Genomic DNA, 17094 nt, shown 5'->3' on the forward strand with positions numbered 1-17094 from the left:
GTCGTACCGCTCCCGGCGCCGCCCCGGACTGCGAAACTGCCAACGCATCGTACGCGGCAGGAAGTTGACGTCATGAACGACAAGCTCACCGTAAGCGTCCTGGGTACCGGCATCATGGGCGCCGCGATGGCCCGCAGCCTCCTCCGTGCGGGGCACACCGTACGGGCGTGGAACCGCACCCGGGAGAAGGCCGAGCCGCTGACCGCCGGCGGAGCGCGGGTCGCCGACAGCCCGGCCGAGGCCGTGCGCGGGGCCGACGTGGTGCTCACGATCCTGCACGACGGGCCCGCCGCCCTGGACGTGATGCGGGCGGCGGCGCCCGCCCTGCGCGCCGGAACCGTCTGGGTCCAGTCCACGACGGCCGGGGTCGAGGGCGTCGCCGAACTGGCCGCGCTGGCCGGTGAGCTGGGGCTGGTCTTCTACGACGCCCCGGTCCTCGGCACCCGGCAGCCCGCGGAGGCGGGGCAGCTGACCGTGCTGGCCGCGGGCCCGGTCGAGGGGCGGGCGACGGTGACCCCCGTCTTCGACGCCGTGGGCGCCCGTACCGTCTGGACCGGCGAGGACGGTGCTGCGGGCACCGCGACCCGGCTGAAGCTGGTGGCCAACAGCTGGGTGCTCGCCGCGACCAACGCGGCCGGGGAGGTGCTGGCCCTGTCCCAGGCCCTCGGCGTCGACCCGCGGTCCTTCTTCGAGATCATCGAGGGCGGCCCGCTCGACATGGGCTATCTGCACGCCAAGTCCGCGCTCATCCTCGACGACCGGCTCTCCCCGGCCTCCTTCGCCGTCTCGACCGCCGCGAAGGACGCCCGTCTGATCGTCGAGGCCGGCCGACGACACGGCGTACGCCTCGACATCGCCGCCGCGGGCGCCGCCCGCCTCACCCGCGCCGCGGCCCAGGGCCACGCCGACGAGGACATGGCGGCCGCGTACTTCGCCAGCTTCGGCGAAGGAGAAGGAGAAGGAGAGGGGGAGGGAGAAGCGGAAGGGGAGGGGGCAGGGAGGGACGGCTAGCCCCAGGCCGTAGGGGGCGCGGAGGGGTCACTCCCGCCCGAGGACGGCGGCGGCCGTCTCCACACCCTCGCGGGTGCCGATCACGATGAGCGTGTCCCCGCCGGCCAGCCGGAAGTCCGGTGCCGGCGACGGGATCGCCTCGGCCCGGCGCAGAACGGCCACGACGGACGCGCCCGTCTCGGTCCGCATCCGGGTGTCGCCCAGCACGCGCCCGTTCCAGTGGGACGTCGAGGCCACCTCGATCCGTTCCGCGACCAGCCCCAGTTCCGTGGTGGACAGCAGGCTGGGGCTGTGGTGCTCCGGCATCAGCGCGTCGACGAGGGCGGTCGCCTCCCCCGGTGACAGCCGCACCGACAGCGCGCACGCGTCCGGATCGTCCTGTCGGTACGCGCTCAGCGTCCGGGCCCCGTCCCTGTGCGCGACCACGGAGATCCGCCGCTGCTCCCTGGTCGTGAGGTCGTAGCGGACCCCGATCCCCGGCAACGGCGTACTGCTGAGTCGCGGAGCACCCACGGCCGGCCCCCTGTCTGATTCGGATATGTCGTCGGACAACCGTCGGTGCCACCCTAACGAGACCCGGAAAACCGGCGGCCGGCTCCGGGACCGGCTCCCCGGTGGAACAATCCCCCTTCAACGCCTGGAGTGCCCCGGACCGCCCCGGACCGTCCCCGGACCACCCTCGGCTCCGCTCCGGGCGCCGACCGAAAGGATCCCCGCCATGATCGTCACGGGTGCCCCCACAACCCACGCGGCGGCCGCCCGCCGGCCCCGCGCGTCGGGCACCCCGGTGACCGGCGGAACGATCGCGGACGGCCCCACGACCCCCGGTGCCGGCCTGCTCCCGCCCTACGCCGAGGGGATACCCATCGCCGCCGGTGGCTCCGGAGACGGCGGGGTCGTCGGAGCCCCGGGCGCCGCCGGAGTACGCGCCCCCGGGACCTGCGGAGCGTGCCCGTGATCCAGTGGGTCTCCCTGGGGACCGGCCCCCGCCCCGTCCCCCAGCCCGTGGCGACCCCGCTCGTGTGGGCCACGGCCTTCGCGGGCGCGATGGCGCTGGTGGCGCTCCTGAACGCGCTGGTCGGCACGGACCAGCCCGGCCTGGCCCTGGCCGCGCTGTCGTTGCTCTCCGCGCTCCTCGGCGGATACGCCCGCTTCACGGCGGCCCCCGGCACGGCCGCCCTGTGCTGGCTGTTCCTCAACGGCTTCGCCATTCCGCCCGCAGGCGTGCTGACCTGGACCAACCCGCGTGACACCTTCTGGCTGGTCTGTCTGCTCACCGCGGCCCTCACCGGCACCGCCCTCGCCCGGCTCCTCCAGGCCCGCGCCGCCTACCGCCGCCTCACCACGGCCCAGCCGCCCCCGCCCGGGCCCGACTTCTGGGACCGGCCCCCGGCCCGCTGACCGGCCGTGGCATGAAGTTGAGTGAGCGCGTGCAGCAAGCTGACACGAATCGCCGTCCTGCCTGCGGTTTTCCGTTGGCAGAGTGGGAGTCACCGCGGGGGCACGACCGGCCCGGAACGCGCGGGGGACAACAAACGGGGGTACGTCGTGGGGTTCAAGGGATGCATCGGGTCCGCCGAGTTCACCGGGTTCGGCGGCTTCGCCGGGTTCAAGAAGGCCGCGGTGGTGGCGGGCGCGGCGCTCGCGCTCGCCGTGGCGGGGGGACAGGGCTCGGCGCAGGCGCAGGCGCAGACGCAGACGCCCGCTCAGGCCCAGGCACAGACCCAGGTACGGGTTCAGGCGCAGGCGCAGGCGCAGGTGCAGGTGCAGAGGGCGAAGGTGTTCGGCCCCGTCGTCGATCCGATCGTCGAGCGGGTCTGCGGGACCCCGCTGCCCATCCGGCTGCCGCTCTGCGGCGAGCCGGGCGCCGGCACCGACAAGCCCGTCAACGGCTGGCAGATCGAGAAGCCGAAGCAGTAGCCGTACGGCCGGCAGTACGGCAGCAGACAGGGGGTGCCCCCGGCGATCAGTCGCCGGGGGCACCCCCTTTTCCGCTGCTTCCGTCCGGTGGCCTCCCCCGGAACCTCTCCCGGCCTCACACCCAGCCGCGCTCCCGCGCGAGGAGCGCCGCGTGCGCCCTGCTGCTCGCGCCCAGGATGCGCAGGACGTCGGCGACATGGCGGCGGTACGTCCGTACCGACACACCCAGCGAACGCGCCCCCGATTCGTCCTTGCCGACGTGGCACATCGCTTCCAGGACCTGCTGCTCCATCTCCGTGAGCCCGCCGTCCTCCGCGCCCGCCCCCGCGTCGATGAGCACGGTGAGATCGGTGGCCTGGTCCCAGATCTTCTCGAACAGCGCCAGGATGTTCGCGACCAGCCCCGCCTCCCGGGCGAGCAGGGCGCCGCGCCGGGTGTCGGCGGGGTCGACCGGGACGAGCGCCGTGCGGCGGTCGTAGACCAGGAGCCGTTCGGCGATGGTGTCCGCGACCCGGATCTGGGCCCCGAGAGAGGTGAGGTCGCGCAGGTAGCCGACGGTCGGCGCGTGGTCCAGGGCCTCGCGCAGGACGACGTTGCGTATCCGTACCCCGCGCCGCAGACAGCGGGTGTCGAGCGGCCGGGCGTGCGCGATGTTCGCCGGGGTCAGCTCGGTGTACGGCTCGACCGAGAGGATCTCCTCACGGGCGAAGAACGCCAGGTCGTCGATCCGCCCCCGGATCTGGCCGAGATCCTCCAGGCGCTCGATCGGCCCGGAGTCGGGCCGCTCCTTCACACTCTGCTCGGCGCGCAGGCCGGCTATCAGGTGCCGGGACTGGGTGACCTGCTGGAGCTGCTGGTGGAGTTCGCGCAGCCGCAGGTCGGTGAGCCGGTCCACGGCGGTCTCGGGATCGGCGGCGGAGATCACCTCGGGCCCGCCGTCCGCTCCGGTTCCGGCGCCTTCCGCGCCGTGCAGCAGGCCGAGTTCGGTCAGACGCTCCAGTGCTCCCGCGATCTCGTCCAACGGGACGTGCAGCAGCAGCTGGATGTCCTCGGCCGTCGTGCCGGGGTTCCGCAGAAAGTGCCGGTAGATGCCCTCTTCCGTATCGGTGAGTCCGAGTACGGACAATTCCCCCATGGTGCCTCCGTTTGATCACCGATGAGAGTACCTGCAACAAGCTGCACGGTCACTGGCAGCAAGTAGCGCTCCTGAACTGCCCGACGGGGTGCTCCCGTTTGGCATTGTTCTCTGTGTCGGAACGAACGAACGCCGACCGAAGCAGAACAAGAAGAAGCAGTAGCAGAAGAAAAAGAAGTCGCAGCAGAAAAAGAAAAGCTGCGCACGCGATGTCCAGCGGCATCGACGCAATGACGACCAGAGACGAGAAACGGGGGACAAGGTCATGACGTCTTATTCCGTACTCCTGCCTTTTCTTCCGCGCCGGCCGGAGCAGATCCTTCCGTACGCCGGACTGGTGCACTGGAGCAACGCGAGCCGCCTCTGGCAGGGGCAGTCCGTGATGATCGAACCGCACCAGGGCTTCGTCGCGGCGGCGGGAGCGGGATTCCGCGTACCGACCGGGCTCGGCGTCACGCTCATGCCGCTCCGCCACCCCTACGAGGCCGCGCTCCAGGCCCGCTCGCTGGCGATGGCCACCGGGCAGCCGGTGACCGCCGGATTCGGGCCCGGCGGCCGGCCGTTGCAGCGGTCGCTGCTCGGCGAGCCGTACCGCAGTCCGCTCACGGCGGCGCGCGAGTACCTCTCGATCGTCCGCGGCCTGCTGGCGGGGGACGCCGTCGACGTCCGGGGCGAGTACTTCAGCTGCCGGGCCGAGATGCCGCGCTACCCGGCACCGCGTGTGGAGATCGGGCTCGGCGTGCTGCGGCCCGGCATGGCGCGGCTCGCGGGTGAGGTCGCCGATGTGGCCGTGACCTGGCTGACTCCGGCGCACTACCTGCGGGACACCGTGCTCCCGGCGATGCGCGAGGGCGCGGGGGACAAGGGGCGCGGAACGCCGAGGCTCACCGCCATCGTGCCGCTCGCCCTCGCCCGGCCCGACCGCGAACCCGCCGAACTGGCGCTCGCGAGCAACGCCGCGCATCTCCAGGGCGCCCACTACATCGACATGCTGCGCCGGTCCGGCACGGATGTCGCCGGAGACGATCCGGCGGCGAACGCCAAGGCACTCGTCGACGGCGGGGCGTTCCTCAGCGGGGACCCGGACGAACTCGTCGCGAAACTGGGCGCGTTCCGGGACGCGGGAGTGGACGAGATCGTCCTGAATCTGACCGGTGTCTGCAATCTGTACGGCCCACAAGCGGCCCTGGACGAAACGAAGCGAATTCTGGCCGCCCTGGCCGCCTGACCGTGGGGGAAGACGAAACAATGGCTGATCTGAAAGAGCGGCTCATTCACTGGGGGACCGGTGAGTCCGGCACCGCCGCCGAAAGTGCGCCCGAATTCCCGTACGACGGCTTCTCGTACGACGGCGCGAAAACCGTCGTGCTGGAGAACCGGGAGCATCTCGCCGCGGTGCTGCGTTCCGGAGTCGTCGGAGCGGACACGCTGGTCCTCGTGCCGGGTGCGCCCGGCGAGGAGCCTGCGGCGGACGGCCACCGCGTCCTCGGGTACGAGGGGTCGCTGGCCGGCGCCGGCGGGGAGTTCTCCCCGGGCGCGGGCTTCTACCTCCAGATCCAGGGCTACGGCATCAGCGAGTACATGTCCGTCGCCGGACCGACGCTCGTCCGGATCGCCGACGACACGGACTTCGACGTCTTCCTCGCCGACGCCGACCGGGCCCTGCTCGACGGCACCTTCCCCGACTTCCTCACCCACCCCGCCATCCAGCTCGCCGATCTCCCCGGCCTCGGCGCCGACCGCACCCCGGCTGCCGGACCCCGGCACCGGCTGTACGTCGACGCGGACGGCGCGGTCTCCACCGCGCCGGGCGGGACCCGTCTCGGCACGGCGGGCGACGGCCCCGACGTCCTCGACGCGCGGTGGCGGCGGCTCAACGACGGCACGGGCACGACCTGCGGGGTGTGCCTGGGCGCGGTCGTGGACCCCGGCCTGCGGGAGACCGCCCTGGCCGCCCGGCCCTGGCTCGGGCGCTACCTGGCCGCCCTCGGTGCCATCCGCTCCCTGCGGGCCCGGGGCGTGGACGGTGACATCCGGGTCTCCGGCTTCGGCGGGCGGATCACCGAGACGCTGGCCGCCGGGGCCGACGCCGACCTGCGGGACGCGGACGCGCCGCTCCTGCTCTGGACCGACCAGGACGTGTACGTGCACGCCCCTGCCCCCGGCCGCACCTTCAGCGTGGAACGGGCGGCGGCCACGCCGGTCGAAGCACTGCTGGCCTGCGGTTCGGCCGAGGCGGCGGCGGAGTACGCCGATCCGGAGCACACCGTACGCATCGAGCGGTTCCTCGCCCGGGCCGGAGCGTGACCACCACCATGACCAGCACCATCAGCACCATCAGCACCATCAGCATCACGACCACGACCAGCGCCGGCACCACGACCAGCGCCGGCACCATGACCAGCGCCGGCACCATGACCAGCGCCGGCACCACGACCGGCACCGGCACCACGACCGGCACCGGCGCTGCGACCGGCACCGGCGCTGCGACCGGCACCGGCGCTGCGACCGGCACCGGCGCTGCGACCACCCTGACATCACCGTCCCCACCCGCGGCCGTCCCCGGACGCGCCGGGGAGCTGCTCGCCCGGCTCGGCACCCGTGCCGTCACCGGCGACCTCTACGCCGAAGCGGGCGCGCAGGTCTACCACGACGTGGCCGGCCGCAGCACCCACGAGGTACGCGAACTGACCGGTCTCGTACGCACCCTGCCCGGCGACGTCCTCGACCTCGCGGCCGGCTCCGGGCGGCTGACCATGCCGCTGCTCGCGCTGGGCCGCCGGGTCACCGCCCTCGACCTCTCGCCGTACATGCTGCGGCTGCTGGAGGACCGGCTGGCCGCCGCGCCCGCCGCCCTGCGCGAGCGCTGCACGGTCGTCGAGGCCGACATGAGCGACTTCGCGCTGCACCGCACCTTCCCGGTGATCGTCCTCGGCACCACCTCCGTCTCGCTCCTCGACGAGCGCGGCCGGACCGGTCTCTACCGGGCCGTGCGCCGGCACCTGGCGCCCGGCGGACGGTTCCTGCTGTCGACCGTCGGCATGGACACGGACTCCGGCGAACCCGCCGAGGCCGAGCTGGTGGTCGAGGCCGAAGGGGGCCGCGCCTACCGGATGTACGAGCACTGGGCGGTCGGCGACAGCGCCCGCACGGTCACCGTCTTCCCCGCACTGATCCCAGACGACGACAGCCCGGTCCAGGTCACCACGACCAGCGTCGGCGTCCTGCCCGCCGCCCTCCTCGAAGCCGAGCTGGGCGCCGCCGGATTCACCGTCCGCGCCCGGCACCCGCTGCCGGCCGTCGGCTCCCGCCACCACGACGTACTGCTCGAAACGGAGGTCGCACCATGAGTCCCGGCACCACGAGGAACGCGCTGTGGCCGTCCCTGCTGGCCCCCGCCCTGCACGGCTCGGACGCGCTCTGCGCGGTCTCCGCGCACGGGGTACGGGTCCGGTACGCCGACGGCACCGAACTCCTCGACGCCTCCAGCGGGTTGTGGAACACCAACCTCGGCTACGGCAACGAGGCCATCGCCCGGGCCGCCGCCGACGCGCTGCGCGACGCCTCCTACCTGAGCGTCTTCCGCTACGAGAACACCTACGCCCGGGCCGCGGCCGCCGCCCTCGTCGAGCTGTGCGGCACCGACATCTACGGCCGGGTCCTCTTCTCGACCTCCGGGGGCGCCGCCAACGACCTCGTCATGAAGCTCGCCCGCCACTACCACGCTCTGCGCGGCGAGGACCGCCGCAAACTCGTGGTCGGGCTGCGCGGCAGCTACCACGGTCTGACGTACGGCAGCTTCGCGCTGACCGGCGAGGACCTCGGCCAGCAGGTGTACGGCGTCGACCAGCGCCTCATCCGCCATGTCGACCCCAACGACCCGGTCGGCATCCGCACCCTGATGGAACGTCAGGGGGCGATGGTCGCGGCCGTCGTCGTCGAGCCGGTGCTCGGCTCGGGGGCGGTGCCGCTGACGGAGGAGTACGTCGACGAACTGCTGCGGCTGCGCGAGGAGTACGGCTTCCTGCTGGTCGCCGACGAAGTGGCCACCGGCTTCGGCCGGACCGGCGACTTCTTCGCCTCCCAGCGCTGGTCCGCCCGGCCCGACCTGCTGGTGACCTCCAAGGGGCTCACCAACGGGACGAGCGCGGCCGCCGCCGTCATCGCCGCGCACACGGTCGCGGACGCCTTCGACGCGGCGGGCGCCATGCTGACCCACGGCGAGACGCAGGCCGGCACGCCCGTCACCTGCGCCGCCGTCCTGGCCACGATCGCCGAGATGCGCCGCCTGGACGCGGTCGCCCTCGGCCGGGCCCTCGGCGAACGGCTGGACACGGAGCTGACCCGGCTGGTCGACGAGCACCCCTGGGTGACGGGCACCACCGGCGTGGGCTGTTTCCGGTCACTGCGGCTGACCACCCCGGACGGGGAACCGCTGCCGCAGGCCCGCGTGCCCGAGCTGGTCGCCGCGATCCGTGCGGCGGGCGCCCTCGTGCACCCCGGCGTGCACGGCATCCAGCTCTTCCCCGCCCTGACCTACACCGACGCCGAACTGACCGAGCTGATGGACCGCATCCGCGCCGGACTCGCCCTCTTCACCCGCGGGCCGATACCGGCGGAGGCGGCGGCATGAGCCACGGCCGGGGCGGACCGACCCGGGCACTGATCGGTCCCGACGCCCTCACGGCATGGCTCCCCGACGGGGCGGGCCGCACGGCCGCCCTCCTCGTGGACACCGCCGTCGCGACGGCGGGGATCACGGCCCTGGTACGCGACCGCCTCGGCCGCGCCCACTGGCGGACGGCACAGACCGCCCTGACCGCCGGCCCCGGTGATCTCGCCACGGCCGCCGCCCTCGCCGAGGGTCTGGCCGACGAGTCGGCCGGTGTCGGACTGGTGGTCGCCGTCGGCGGCGGATCGGTGCTCGACCTGGCGAAGATCGCGGCTCTGCTGCGGGCCAACCCGGTCGCGTACACCCGCCTCACGGTGCCCCAGCGCGGCGGCCTGATGGGCCTGCCGGGCGAGGTCACCCGTACCGTCCCGCTGCTCGCCGTACCCACCACCCTCGGCACCGGCAGCGAGCTGAGCGCGGTCGCCTGCCTGGCGTACCCGCAGGGCAAGCGGCTGATCCTCGGCGGCGTACTGCGGCCGGAGGCGGCCCTGCTCGATCCGTCGGCCACCGCCACGCTGCCCCGCGAACTGGTCGTGGAGGGCGTCCTGGAGGCGCTGTTCCGGGCGGTCAGTCCGTACGCCGGTGACCACCGGGAGGACCACCGCACCGAGGACCGGCTCACCGAGACGGTCGCCCGGCGGCTCGTCCAGCTGGGCTACGAGGCGGTACGGGAGGAGGAGCCCGGCGACGCGCTCCGCCTCGACATCGCCAAGCTCAGCGGGCTCACGCACGGCGAATGGCTGCACCAGGGCCGCGATCCGTACGCGGTCAAGGGCTGGCTCATCGCCAACGAGATGTCGTCGGCCCTCGGCGTACGGAAGATGACCGCCGTCGCCGCGCTGCTGCCGCACCTGTGGCGGGCCGTGCTCGACGGGGAGCCCCGGCTGGGCTCCGCGCCCCGGCTGCGCCGGATGTGGGCCGGACTGCGCGACGCCGCGCCGCCGGACCGGGCACGGGCCCTGCCGGAGGACCCGGCCGACGGGATCGCCGCCCTGATGGACGACTGGCGGGTGGGCCGGCGGCTCACCGCCGACGGCCCGGGACGGATCGAGGCCCTGGCCGAGCGGACGGTACGGGCCTGGGGCGCCGGGCTGCCGATGCTCGGCGGGCTCCGGGCGGAGGACGTACGCCGCCTGCTGGACGCGGCGCTCGGCCCGGCCACCGCACGGAGCGCGACCACCGCGCAGACCGTGCCCGGCGCGCTCACCGCGCGCGTCTGAGACTTCCGCTCCCGGTCCCGGGAGCGGGCGAACCAGAGAGCGACAGCTCTCGACACCCATGAGAAAAGGGGGAGTTCCCATGCAGGAGAACTTCGAGAACGAGACCTTCACCTCCGCCCTGGAGCTCGGCATGCAGGAGCTCGAGGCGATGGAGGCCCCGGGCTGGTGGACCGCCGGTGGCGTCGTCGTCGGCGCGACGGTCGTGTCGGCCGTCGGTGTCTCGACGGGCGTCGCGGTCTCGATCATCACCTGATCCACTCGAGACCACTCGACCATCACTCGACGGCATTCGGCCCCGCTCGACTGCCACTCGACTTGATCCAGTATCAACTCAACGGGAGGGAAACAGATATGAAGGACATCGTCACGCAGGAGCCCACCGGCTTCGACGCGTCGCTGGAGCTGGGCATGCAGGAGCTGGAGGCCATGGAGGCCCCGGGCTTCTGGAGCGGCTTCAAGACCGGCGTCGTGATCAGCACCGTCGCCAGCGCGGTCATCGCCACCTGATCCGGCACCTCGCCTGATCCGGCCGATCGGCCGGCAGCGGTAGCGAACCGCATACGGATTTCCGCGGCGGCGTCCCGGGCCCGCACAGGGCCCCGGGCCGCCACCGCGGAATCCGCGCTTCGCCTCCCGTCCCCTCCCCCCACCCCGGTCCCACCCCGTCCCACCAAGGAGTCCAGCATGGCCAACAGCCGAGACAAGGCAGCGGCCGAGAACAAGAACCTCGCCTTCGCCTGCGCTCTCATCCCGCTCGGCATGGCGGTCGCCACCACGCAACTGACGGGCGGCCTGGAGATCTTCGTCATGGCCGGCCTCGGTGCCGTCATGCTGAGCTGCCTGGTCCGGATCGGCGCCAACCTCCGTAAGGAACGCCGTTGAGCACCGCGAACGCGTCGAGCACCGCCGACGCCCCCGTCGTCGCCCTGCGCGGCCTGACCAAGCGCTTCGGCGAGGTCACGGCGGTCGACGACCTGACCTTCGAGGTCCGGCCCGGCCGGATCGTCGGCCTCCTCGGCCGCAACGGGGCCGGCAAGACCACCTCGCTGCGGATGCTCCTCGGCCTGTGCCGGCCGACGTCCGGGGAGGCGACCGTCTTCGGCCGTCCGTACGCCGAACTGCCCCACGCCGCCCGCCGGGTGGGCGTCAGCATGGACGTAGTGGGCCCCCTGCCCGGAGCGAGCGCCCGGCGCGAACTCACCATCTGGGCCCGGACGCTGGGCCTGCCCGCGCGCCGCGTCGAGGAGGTCCTCGACCTGGTCGGCCTGGCCGACGGCACCACGGCCTCCCGCCCGGTCAAGGGCTACTCGACCGGCATGAAGCAGCGCCTCGCGCTGGCCACGGCCCTGCTGCCCGATCCCGAACTCCTCGTCCTGGACGAGCCCGCCAACGGCCTCGACCCGGACGGCATCCGCTGGCTGCGCGGCCTGCTGCGCGGCCTGGCCGACGAGGGCCGGACCGTCCTGGTCTCCAGCCATCTGCTCGCCGAGGTGGAGCAGACCGTGGACGACGTGGTGATCATCCAGAGCTCGCTGCGGTACGCCGGCCCGCTCGACGAACTGGTCGGCCCGGGCGAGGGGGAACGCCTGGAGGACCGGTTCTTCGCCCTGGTCGACCCGGCGACAGCCCCGCAGGACCCGCCGGCCGCCTCGGCCGGCTCGGCCACCACGACCGTCTCATCCGCTGTCGGAGGAGGACAGAACCATGCGTAACCTGCTCGCCGGCGAATGGACCAAGGCGTGGACCGGCCGCGGCTGGCTGATCCTGGCCGGGTGCGGCGTCCTGATGTCCGTCCTCGGTTCGCTCGGGTACGCCTCCGAGGGGGCCGCGGCCATCGAGAAGGGCACCCTGGGCCGGGCCGCCGTGACCGACGACATCGTCCGCTCCTGGTTCATGATGTCGCTCTTCACCTCCCTCTTCGGCGCGGTCTTCGTGTCCCGCGAGTACACCTCGGGCGCCATCGGCCGCTCCGTCCTGATGAGCGGCGGCCGCACCCGCCTGCTGGCCGCCAAGGTGCTGACCGCCACCGCCGTGGGCGCCCTCGCCGCGCTGCTCACCGCCGGGCTGTCGCTCGCCTCCGCCTGGGGGACGCTCGCGGCGAACGGGACCGGGCCCGCGTGGCACGGCGAGACCTGGCTGATCCTGCTGGGCGTCTGCGCCGTCAACACGCTCGCCGCTCCCTGGGGCGCGCTCGTCGGCTGGATCGTGAGGCACCAGGTGGGTGCCGTCGTGACCGTCGTCGCGCTGACCCTGGTCGTCGACCCGGCGCTCCAGCGGCTGGTGCCGGAGGTCGGCAAGTACCTGATGACGATCGCCCAGAGTTCCGTCTACCGGGACCAGAAGCCCGACCTGCTGTCCACGCCGCTCGCGCTGCTGGTGATCACGGGCTGGCTGACCGCCGCCGCGCTGCTCGCCCGGAAGCTGTTCACCTCCCGCGACGTCGTCTGACGGTCCGCCGGCCGTCGGCCCCCGACGGCCCGCACCCCGCCCCCGCCCCCGCCCCCGCCTGACCTCACCCTGGCCCGCCGTCCGATGTCGCGCCGGACACCACCGCGACGTCGCCCTGCGGCATGCCGTCCCGCGCCCCACCCCGCCATCCACCCCGCCATCCACCCCGCCGTCCACCACCCCGCCGTCCCGCTGTCCCGCCGTCCCGAGGAGAGAACCAGGCATGTCCAGCTCACCCGCCGGTGCCGTACTACTGGCCCCCGAGCGGCTGGCCCGTCCCCGCCTCGCCCCCGACGTGGTGGTCCACGAGCCGGCCGAGCCGGGCGCGCCCTGGGTGGTGCAGCGCGGCAGCCACCAGTACTTCCGCCTCCAGGAGGACCTGGCCCGCCTGGTCCGGGCCGTCGACGGCGTACGCGGCCACGACGACCTGGCCGAGGCCCTGGGCGCGCCCTGGACCCGGGCCGACGTCGGCTCGGCGGTACGGACGCTCGCCGGGGCGAAGGTGCTGGACGACGGCGTACCGAGGAAGAACCGCGGGTCCTGGTTCCGGTTCGTCCCGCCGCTCACCCTGCAGTTCACCCTCCTCAAGCCGGACCGGATGCTGGCCCGCCTCGCCCCGCTGGTGGCGGCCGCCGCGCACCGCCGGGCCGCCCTGGCCGCCTCGGCCGTCGCGCTCGGCGGACTGCTCGCCCTCGCCTTCCGGGCGGCCGATCTCCAGGGCGCGCTGGGGCGCCCGTTCTCGCCCCTGCTCTACCTGTGCGTGATCGGCGCGGTGCTCGCCACCACCGCCGTCCACGAGATCGGCCACGGCGCGGTCCTCACGTACCACGGCGGACGGCCGACCCGGATGGGCATGATGCTCTTCTACATGTCGCCGGCTTTCTTCTGCGACGTGTCCGACGGCTGGCGGCTGCCGCGCAAGGAGCAGCGGGTGGGGGTCGCCCTCGCCGGTATCGCCACCCAGACCGTCATCGCCGGGGCCGCCGCCCTCGCCACGCTCTTCATGGGCGACTCGGCGGCGCGCGACGGGATCCTCGTGTACGCCGTCGTCACCTATCTCTCCGGTGTCCTCAACCTCCTGCCGTTCGTGAAGCTGGACGGCTACATCGCGCTGATGAGCCACCTCGACATCCCGCACCTGCGCGACCGGGCGATGACCGACGCCCGCAGGTGGCTGGCCCGTCTGCTGGCCGGCGGCACCGGCTACCGCCGCGAACTGCCCGGCGTGCGCTGGGCGGTCCCCTTCGGCCTGCTCTGCATGACGTTCCCGCTCTACATCGTGGCGGGCGCGATCACCCTCTGGTCGGACAGCCTCCAGCGCCTCGGCGCCCTGGGCGCGCTCCTCGTCCTGTGCGGCATCGGCTACTTCGTCCACCACCTGGCGCGCGGCGTACGCCGCTTCGCCCGCGAGGCCCGTACGGCGGGCGGCCGCCCCCTGCGCCTCGGCGCGGTGCTCACCCTCGCCGCGGCCGCCGTCGCCGTCCTCGGGCAGCTGGTCCAGGTCCCGTACACCGTCAACGGCGGCTACACGAGGGCCGAGGACGGCCGCATCACGCTGCTCCTGCCCCTGTCCACCGACCGTGCGCTGATCACCTCCGGCGCCCCGGTACGCCTCTACCGCGCGGGCATCGCGACCCGCGCGCAGACCGGCTCCGCGACGGTCGCCGTCGACGGGGCGGACGGCACGGAGGCCATGGCCCCGCTGTCGGCGCTGATCCCGGTCCGCAGCGAGGCCCTGCCGACCCCGGCACTCGGCCTTCCGCTGGAGATCCGCGACGGGCGGGACCGGACCCCCGCCGATCGCTCGGGCGCGGCCCAGCTGGACGCGGGCAGCCGCCCGGGCTGGGAGTGGCTCTACACCAAGTACGTCGCACCGGCCTGGCGCTGGTGACCGCCGGCCGGGAAGCCGGCCGCCCGAGCAGCCGAGAAGCATTCGCGCAGCCGAGAAGCATTCGAGCAGGCGAGAAGCATTCGGGCAGGCGAGAAGCATTCGGGCAGGCGAGACGAATCCGAGCAGCGAGACGAAGAGGGAGAGGGAGACCGACGACCATGGATCTCCGGTACGTGACCTACTGCCAGGCGGGCACCGCGTTCTACGAGGACCCGGCCGTCGCCGCCACGGCCACCGGGCCCGCCGACACCGTGGCGGAACCACCCGCCGGCTGGACCCGGACCGTCAACGGCGACTGGGTGGTGCTGACCCCGCCGGACACCGAACTCCCCGGCCAGGGCTGGAAGATCCACGTCTCGGCGACCCAGGACAACGCCGACCGGATCCTCGACGCCGTCCGCGCCTACTGCGTGCGCGAGAGGCTCACCTTCAAGTACATCCGCAGCGCCGAGGTCCTGAACCGGCGCAACAGCAAGTACGGCGACCGCGGCGCGAGCGGCAAGTTCATCACCCTCTACCCGCTGGACGAGGTCCAGTTGGAGCGGGTGCTCGTCGCGCTGGACGCCGAGATCGGCGGCGAGCCCGGCCCGTACATCCTCAGCGACCTGCGCTGGCGCTCCGGCCCGCTCTACGTGCGCTACGGCGGGTTCGTCGCCCGCCTCGGCCGGGACGCGAAGGGCGATCCGGTGCACTGCATCGAGGACCCCGAGGGCCGTCTCGTCCCCGACGTACGCGGCCCCGGCTTCCGGCCCCCCGCGTGGGTCACCCTTCCGGACTGCCTCGCCGAGTCCCTCGCGGCCCGCAACGCGAGCACGATGGGCGACTTCCCGTTCCGCGCGGTCAGGGCGCTGCACTTCTCCAACGGAGGCGGTGTCTACGAGGCCCGCGACCTGCGCCAGGGTGCCGGAAGCGACGCCACGGTGCTCCTCAAGGAGGCCCGCCCGCTGGCCGGCCTCGACGAGGAGGGCGAGGACGCGGTGGCCCGGCTGGAGCGGGAGCGCTGGGCACTGGAGCGGCTGGCGGGCCTGGACTGCGTACCGCCGCTGATCGACTACCGCAGGGGCCGCGAACACTACTTCCTGGCAAGGGAGTTCGTGCCCGGGGCCTCGCTGCACACCCGCATCCACGAGGCCAACCCGCTGCTGAACCCGGACGCCGACACCTCCCCCGAGTCGTTCGCGGCGTACACCTCCTGGGCCCTGTCCGTCCTCGACCGGATCGACGCGGGTGTGCGGGACCTGCACGCCCGGGGCGTGGTCTTCGGCGACCTGCACCCCAACAACGTCATGGTCCGCCCGGACGACTCGGTCGCCTTCATCGACCTGGAGACGGCGACCCCGGTCGAGGCCGCGGCCTCCCAGGCGATCGGTGCGCCCGGCTTCCGCGCCCCGGCGGGCTGCACGGGCCCGGCGGTCGACCGGTACGCCCTCGGCTGCCTGCGCCTCGCGGTGTTCCTGCCGCTGACCGTGGTGCTGGGCTGGGGACCCGGCAAGACACGGCAACTGATCACCCTGGTGACGGAGAACTTCCCGGTACCGGCGGACTTCGCGGAGCGGGTGGAAGCGGACCTGACGGCCGCGGAGCGCGCCGCGGGCACCGGGTCCGCCATGGGCACCGGGGCCGCCGCGGGCACCGGGTCCGCTGTAGCCTCCGGGGCCGCCGTCGGTGGCGAGCCCCTCGTCGGCGAAGTGGCGGCGGCGACGGCCCCGGTCTGGCCCGGAACCGAGAACCTCACCCCCACCGACTGGCCCTCCCTGCGCGACGCGCTCGCGGCCGGAATCCTGGCCACCGCGACCCCGGACCGCGACGACCGCCTCTTCCCCGGCGACATCGCCCAGTTCACCGCCCCGGGCGGCGGCCTCGCGCTCGCCCACGGCGCCGCCGGCGTCCTGTGGGCACTCGCCGGCGCGGGTACGGAGATCCGGCCGGAGCACGTGGACTGGCTGACCGAGCGCGTACGCCGCTGGACCGACCCCCGCCCCGGCTTCTACGACGGCCTGCACGGCATCGCGTACGCCCTCGACGCCCTGGGCCGCACCGCCGAGGCCCGCGAGGTCCTGGACCGGGCCCTCGCCCTGCCGCTGGACGACGTCGACGGCTCCCTCTTCGCCGGCCTCCCCGGTATCGGCCTCTCCCTGCTCCACTTCGGTCACCTCGACGCGGCCGAACGCCTGGCGGACCTGGTCGCGGACCGCACCCCGGGCGGCTACGCGGCCCGCCCCCGCCCGGGCCTGCTCCACGGCGCGACGGGCGCGGCCCTGTTCCTGCTGCGCCTGTACGAGCGGACGGGCGACCCGAAACCGCTGCACGTGGCGGTGGAGGGACTGCGCCACGACCTCACCGAGCTGGTGAACGGGCCGGGCATCGGCCGGATGCCGTACCTGGCGGTGGGCGGGGCGGGAACGGCGATGGTCATCAGCGACCTGCTCCCGCACCTGACCTCCCCCGAGCCGGACCTGACCGACTCGCTCCCCCTCCTCCGCACCTCGCTGGCCTCGCTCTACCAGGCGCAGGCGGGCCTGTTCCAGGGCCGGGCGGGAGCCGCACTGGCCCTGCGCCACCTGCACACGCACCCGGGTACGGACCCGGCCCTGCCTCGCCACTGGGCGGCCTTCGGCTGGCACGCCGTCCCCCACGGGGGCCACCCCGCCTTCCTGGGCGACCAGACGCTGCGCCTGTCGACGGACCTCGCCACCGGCACGGCGGGCGTCCTGCTCGCCCTGGACGAGGCCCTCGGCACGGGCAAGGGCCTGCCGTTCCTCCCGACCCCCCACCGCCCGTCATGAGGGGCGACCAC

The 17094-nt window shown here is 73.7% G+C and carries 18 protein-coding genes; 16 read left to right on the forward strand and 2 right to left on the reverse strand.

Features of this window, described 5'->3' with window-relative positions; genetic code table 11:
- Positions 1 to 72 precede the first annotated feature (72 nt).
- A complete protein-coding gene (locus PYR72_RS25640; RefSeq protein WP_275457494.1) occupies positions 73 to 1011 on the forward strand; it encodes an NAD(P)-dependent oxidoreductase in 939 nt (312 codons plus the stop codon).
- A 27-nt stretch (positions 1012 to 1038) separates the two neighbouring features.
- On the opposite strand, the gene PYR72_RS25645 is transcribed toward PYR72_RS25640, so the two are convergent.
- Positions 1039 to 1524 carry a TrkA C-terminal domain-containing protein gene (locus PYR72_RS25645; RefSeq protein ID WP_275457495.1) on the reverse strand — a complete coding sequence of 162 codons (486 nt, stop codon included), beginning with the start codon at positions 1522 to 1524 and terminating at the stop codon, positions 1039 to 1041.
- A 205-nt stretch (positions 1525 to 1729) separates the two neighbouring features.
- Here PYR72_RS25645 and PYR72_RS25650 point away from each other — a divergent pair, with 205 nt between their 5' ends.
- From PYR72_RS25650 to PYR72_RS25660, 3 genes are all read left to right on the forward strand, one after another.
- A complete protein-coding gene (locus PYR72_RS25650) occupies positions 1730 to 1969 on the forward strand; it encodes a hypothetical protein (RefSeq protein WP_275457496.1) in 240 nt (79 codons plus the stop codon).
- Positions 1966 to 2412, forward strand: a complete 447-nt coding sequence (locus tag PYR72_RS25655) for a hypothetical protein (RefSeq protein WP_275457497.1) — start codon at positions 1966 to 1968, stop codon at positions 2410 to 2412. Before PYR72_RS25650 ends, PYR72_RS25655 begins: the two co-directional genes overlap by 4 nt.
- Before the next feature lie 147 nt (positions 2413 to 2559).
- Positions 2560 to 2931, forward strand: coding sequence for a hypothetical protein (locus tag PYR72_RS25660; RefSeq protein ID WP_275457498.1), 372 nt, complete (start codon positions 2560 to 2562; stop codon positions 2929 to 2931).
- 115 nt (positions 2932 to 3046) lie between these two features.
- On the opposite strand, the gene PYR72_RS25665 is transcribed toward PYR72_RS25660, so the two are convergent.
- A complete protein-coding gene (locus tag PYR72_RS25665; RefSeq protein ID WP_275457499.1) occupies positions 3047 to 4066 on the reverse strand; it encodes a helix-turn-helix transcriptional regulator in 1020 nt (339 codons plus the stop codon).
- Between the two features lie 265 nt (positions 4067 to 4331).
- Here PYR72_RS25665 and PYR72_RS25670 point away from each other — a divergent pair, with 265 nt between their 5' ends.
- From PYR72_RS25670 to lanKC, 12 genes are all read left to right on the forward strand, one after another.
- Positions 4332 to 5294, forward strand: coding sequence for an LLM class flavin-dependent oxidoreductase (locus tag PYR72_RS25670; protein WP_275457500.1), 963 nt, complete (start codon positions 4332 to 4334; stop codon positions 5292 to 5294).
- A 20-nt stretch (positions 5295 to 5314) separates the two neighbouring features.
- The gene (gene mpaB, locus PYR72_RS25675; protein ID WP_275457501.1) at positions 5315 to 6373 is read left to right on the forward strand and encodes a daptide biosynthesis RiPP recognition protein; all 1059 of its coding nucleotides are present in this window, start codon (positions 5315 to 5317) and stop codon (positions 6371 to 6373) included.
- Positions 6374 to 6381: 8 nt separating this feature from the next.
- Positions 6382 to 7416 (forward strand): daptide-type RiPP biosynthesis methyltransferase, encoded by a 1035-nt coding sequence (gene mpaM / locus PYR72_RS25680; RefSeq protein WP_275457502.1) that lies wholly within the window; start codon positions 6382 to 6384, stop codon positions 7414 to 7416.
- The gene (gene mpaD, locus PYR72_RS25685) at positions 7413 to 8699 is read left to right on the forward strand and encodes a daptide-type RiPP biosynthesis aminotransferase (protein ID WP_275457503.1); all 1287 of its coding nucleotides are present in this window, start codon (positions 7413 to 7415) and stop codon (positions 8697 to 8699) included. Before mpaM ends, mpaD begins: the two co-directional genes overlap by 4 nt.
- Positions 8696 to 9958 (forward strand): daptide-type RiPP biosynthesis dehydogenase, encoded by a 1263-nt coding sequence (gene mpaC / locus PYR72_RS25690; RefSeq protein WP_275457504.1) that lies wholly within the window; start codon positions 8696 to 8698, stop codon positions 9956 to 9958. Before mpaD ends, mpaC begins: the two co-directional genes overlap by 4 nt.
- A 79-nt stretch (positions 9959 to 10037) precedes the next feature.
- A complete protein-coding gene (locus PYR72_RS25695; RefSeq protein WP_275457505.1) occupies positions 10038 to 10211 on the forward strand; it encodes a daptide-type RiPP in 174 nt (57 codons plus the stop codon).
- Between the two features lie 98 nt (positions 10212 to 10309).
- Positions 10310 to 10465: a daptide-type RiPP gene (locus tag PYR72_RS25700; protein ID WP_275457506.1), complete on the forward strand. Its 156-nt coding sequence runs from the start codon at positions 10310 to 10312 to the stop codon at positions 10463 to 10465.
- A gap of 177 nt (positions 10466 to 10642) precedes the next feature.
- Positions 10643 to 10840 (forward strand): hypothetical protein, encoded by a 198-nt coding sequence (locus PYR72_RS25705; protein WP_013002404.1) that lies wholly within the window; start codon positions 10643 to 10645, stop codon positions 10838 to 10840.
- Positions 10837 to 11670: an ATP-binding cassette domain-containing protein gene (locus tag PYR72_RS25710; protein ID WP_275457507.1), complete on the forward strand. Its 834-nt coding sequence runs from the start codon at positions 10837 to 10839 to the stop codon at positions 11668 to 11670. Before PYR72_RS25705 ends, PYR72_RS25710 begins: the two co-directional genes overlap by 4 nt.
- Positions 11663 to 12406: an ABC transporter permease gene (locus tag PYR72_RS25715; RefSeq protein ID WP_275457508.1), complete on the forward strand. Its 744-nt coding sequence runs from the start codon at positions 11663 to 11665 to the stop codon at positions 12404 to 12406. Before PYR72_RS25710 ends, PYR72_RS25715 begins: the two co-directional genes overlap by 8 nt.
- 223 nt (positions 12407 to 12629) lie before the next feature.
- Positions 12630 to 14297, forward strand: a complete 1668-nt coding sequence (gene mpaP / locus PYR72_RS25720) for a daptide biosynthesis intramembrane metalloprotease (protein WP_275457509.1) — start codon at positions 12630 to 12632, stop codon at positions 14295 to 14297.
- Positions 14298 to 14455: 158 nt separating this feature from the next.
- Positions 14456 to 17083, forward strand: coding sequence for a class III lanthionine synthetase LanKC (gene lanKC, locus PYR72_RS25725; RefSeq protein WP_275457510.1), 2628 nt, complete (start codon positions 14456 to 14458; stop codon positions 17081 to 17083).
- Positions 17084 to 17094: the final 11 nt, after the last annotated feature.

This window comes from Streptomyces sp. VNUA24 (genome assembly GCF_029167005.1).
Classification (GTDB): Bacteria; Actinomycetota; Actinomycetes; order Streptomycetales; family Streptomycetaceae; genus Streptomyces; species Streptomyces scabiei.

Excerpts from the sequence above, each read along its gene's own strand:
- PYR72_RS25640 (WP_275457494.1), top strand. The coding sequence starts at position 73 with ATGAACGACAAGCTCACCGTAAGCGTCCTGGGTACCGGCATCATGGGC.
- PYR72_RS25650 (WP_275457496.1), top strand. The coding sequence starts at position 1,730 with ATGATCGTCACGGGTGCCCCCACAACCCACGCGGCGGCCGCCCGCCGG.
- PYR72_RS25665 (WP_275457499.1), bottom strand. The coding sequence starts at position 4,066 with ATGGGGGAATTGTCCGTACTCGGACTCACCGATACGGAAGAGGGCATC.
- PYR72_RS25670 (WP_275457500.1), top strand. The coding sequence starts at position 4,332 with ATGACGTCTTATTCCGTACTCCTGCCTTTTCTTCCGCGCCGGCCGGAG.
- mpaB (WP_275457501.1), top strand. The coding sequence starts at position 5,315 with ATGGCTGATCTGAAAGAGCGGCTCATTCACTGGGGGACCGGTGAGTCC.
- mpaM (WP_275457502.1), top strand. The coding sequence starts at position 6,382 with ATGACCAGCACCATCAGCACCATCAGCACCATCAGCATCACGACCACG.
- mpaD (WP_275457503.1), top strand. The coding sequence starts at position 7,413 with ATGAGTCCCGGCACCACGAGGAACGCGCTGTGGCCGTCCCTGCTGGCC.
- mpaC (WP_275457504.1), top strand. The coding sequence starts at position 8,696 with ATGAGCCACGGCCGGGGCGGACCGACCCGGGCACTGATCGGTCCCGAC.
- PYR72_RS25695 (WP_275457505.1), top strand. The coding sequence starts at position 10,038 with ATGCAGGAGAACTTCGAGAACGAGACCTTCACCTCCGCCCTGGAGCTC.
- PYR72_RS25700 (WP_275457506.1), top strand. The coding sequence starts at position 10,310 with ATGAAGGACATCGTCACGCAGGAGCCCACCGGCTTCGACGCGTCGCTG.
- PYR72_RS25705 (WP_013002404.1), top strand. The coding sequence starts at position 10,643 with ATGGCCAACAGCCGAGACAAGGCAGCGGCCGAGAACAAGAACCTCGCC.
- PYR72_RS25715 (WP_275457508.1), top strand. The coding sequence starts at position 11,663 with ATGCGTAACCTGCTCGCCGGCGAATGGACCAAGGCGTGGACCGGCCGC.
- mpaP (WP_275457509.1), top strand. The coding sequence starts at position 12,630 with ATGTCCAGCTCACCCGCCGGTGCCGTACTACTGGCCCCCGAGCGGCTG.
- lanKC (WP_275457510.1), top strand. The coding sequence starts at position 14,456 with ATGGATCTCCGGTACGTGACCTACTGCCAGGCGGGCACCGCGTTCTAC.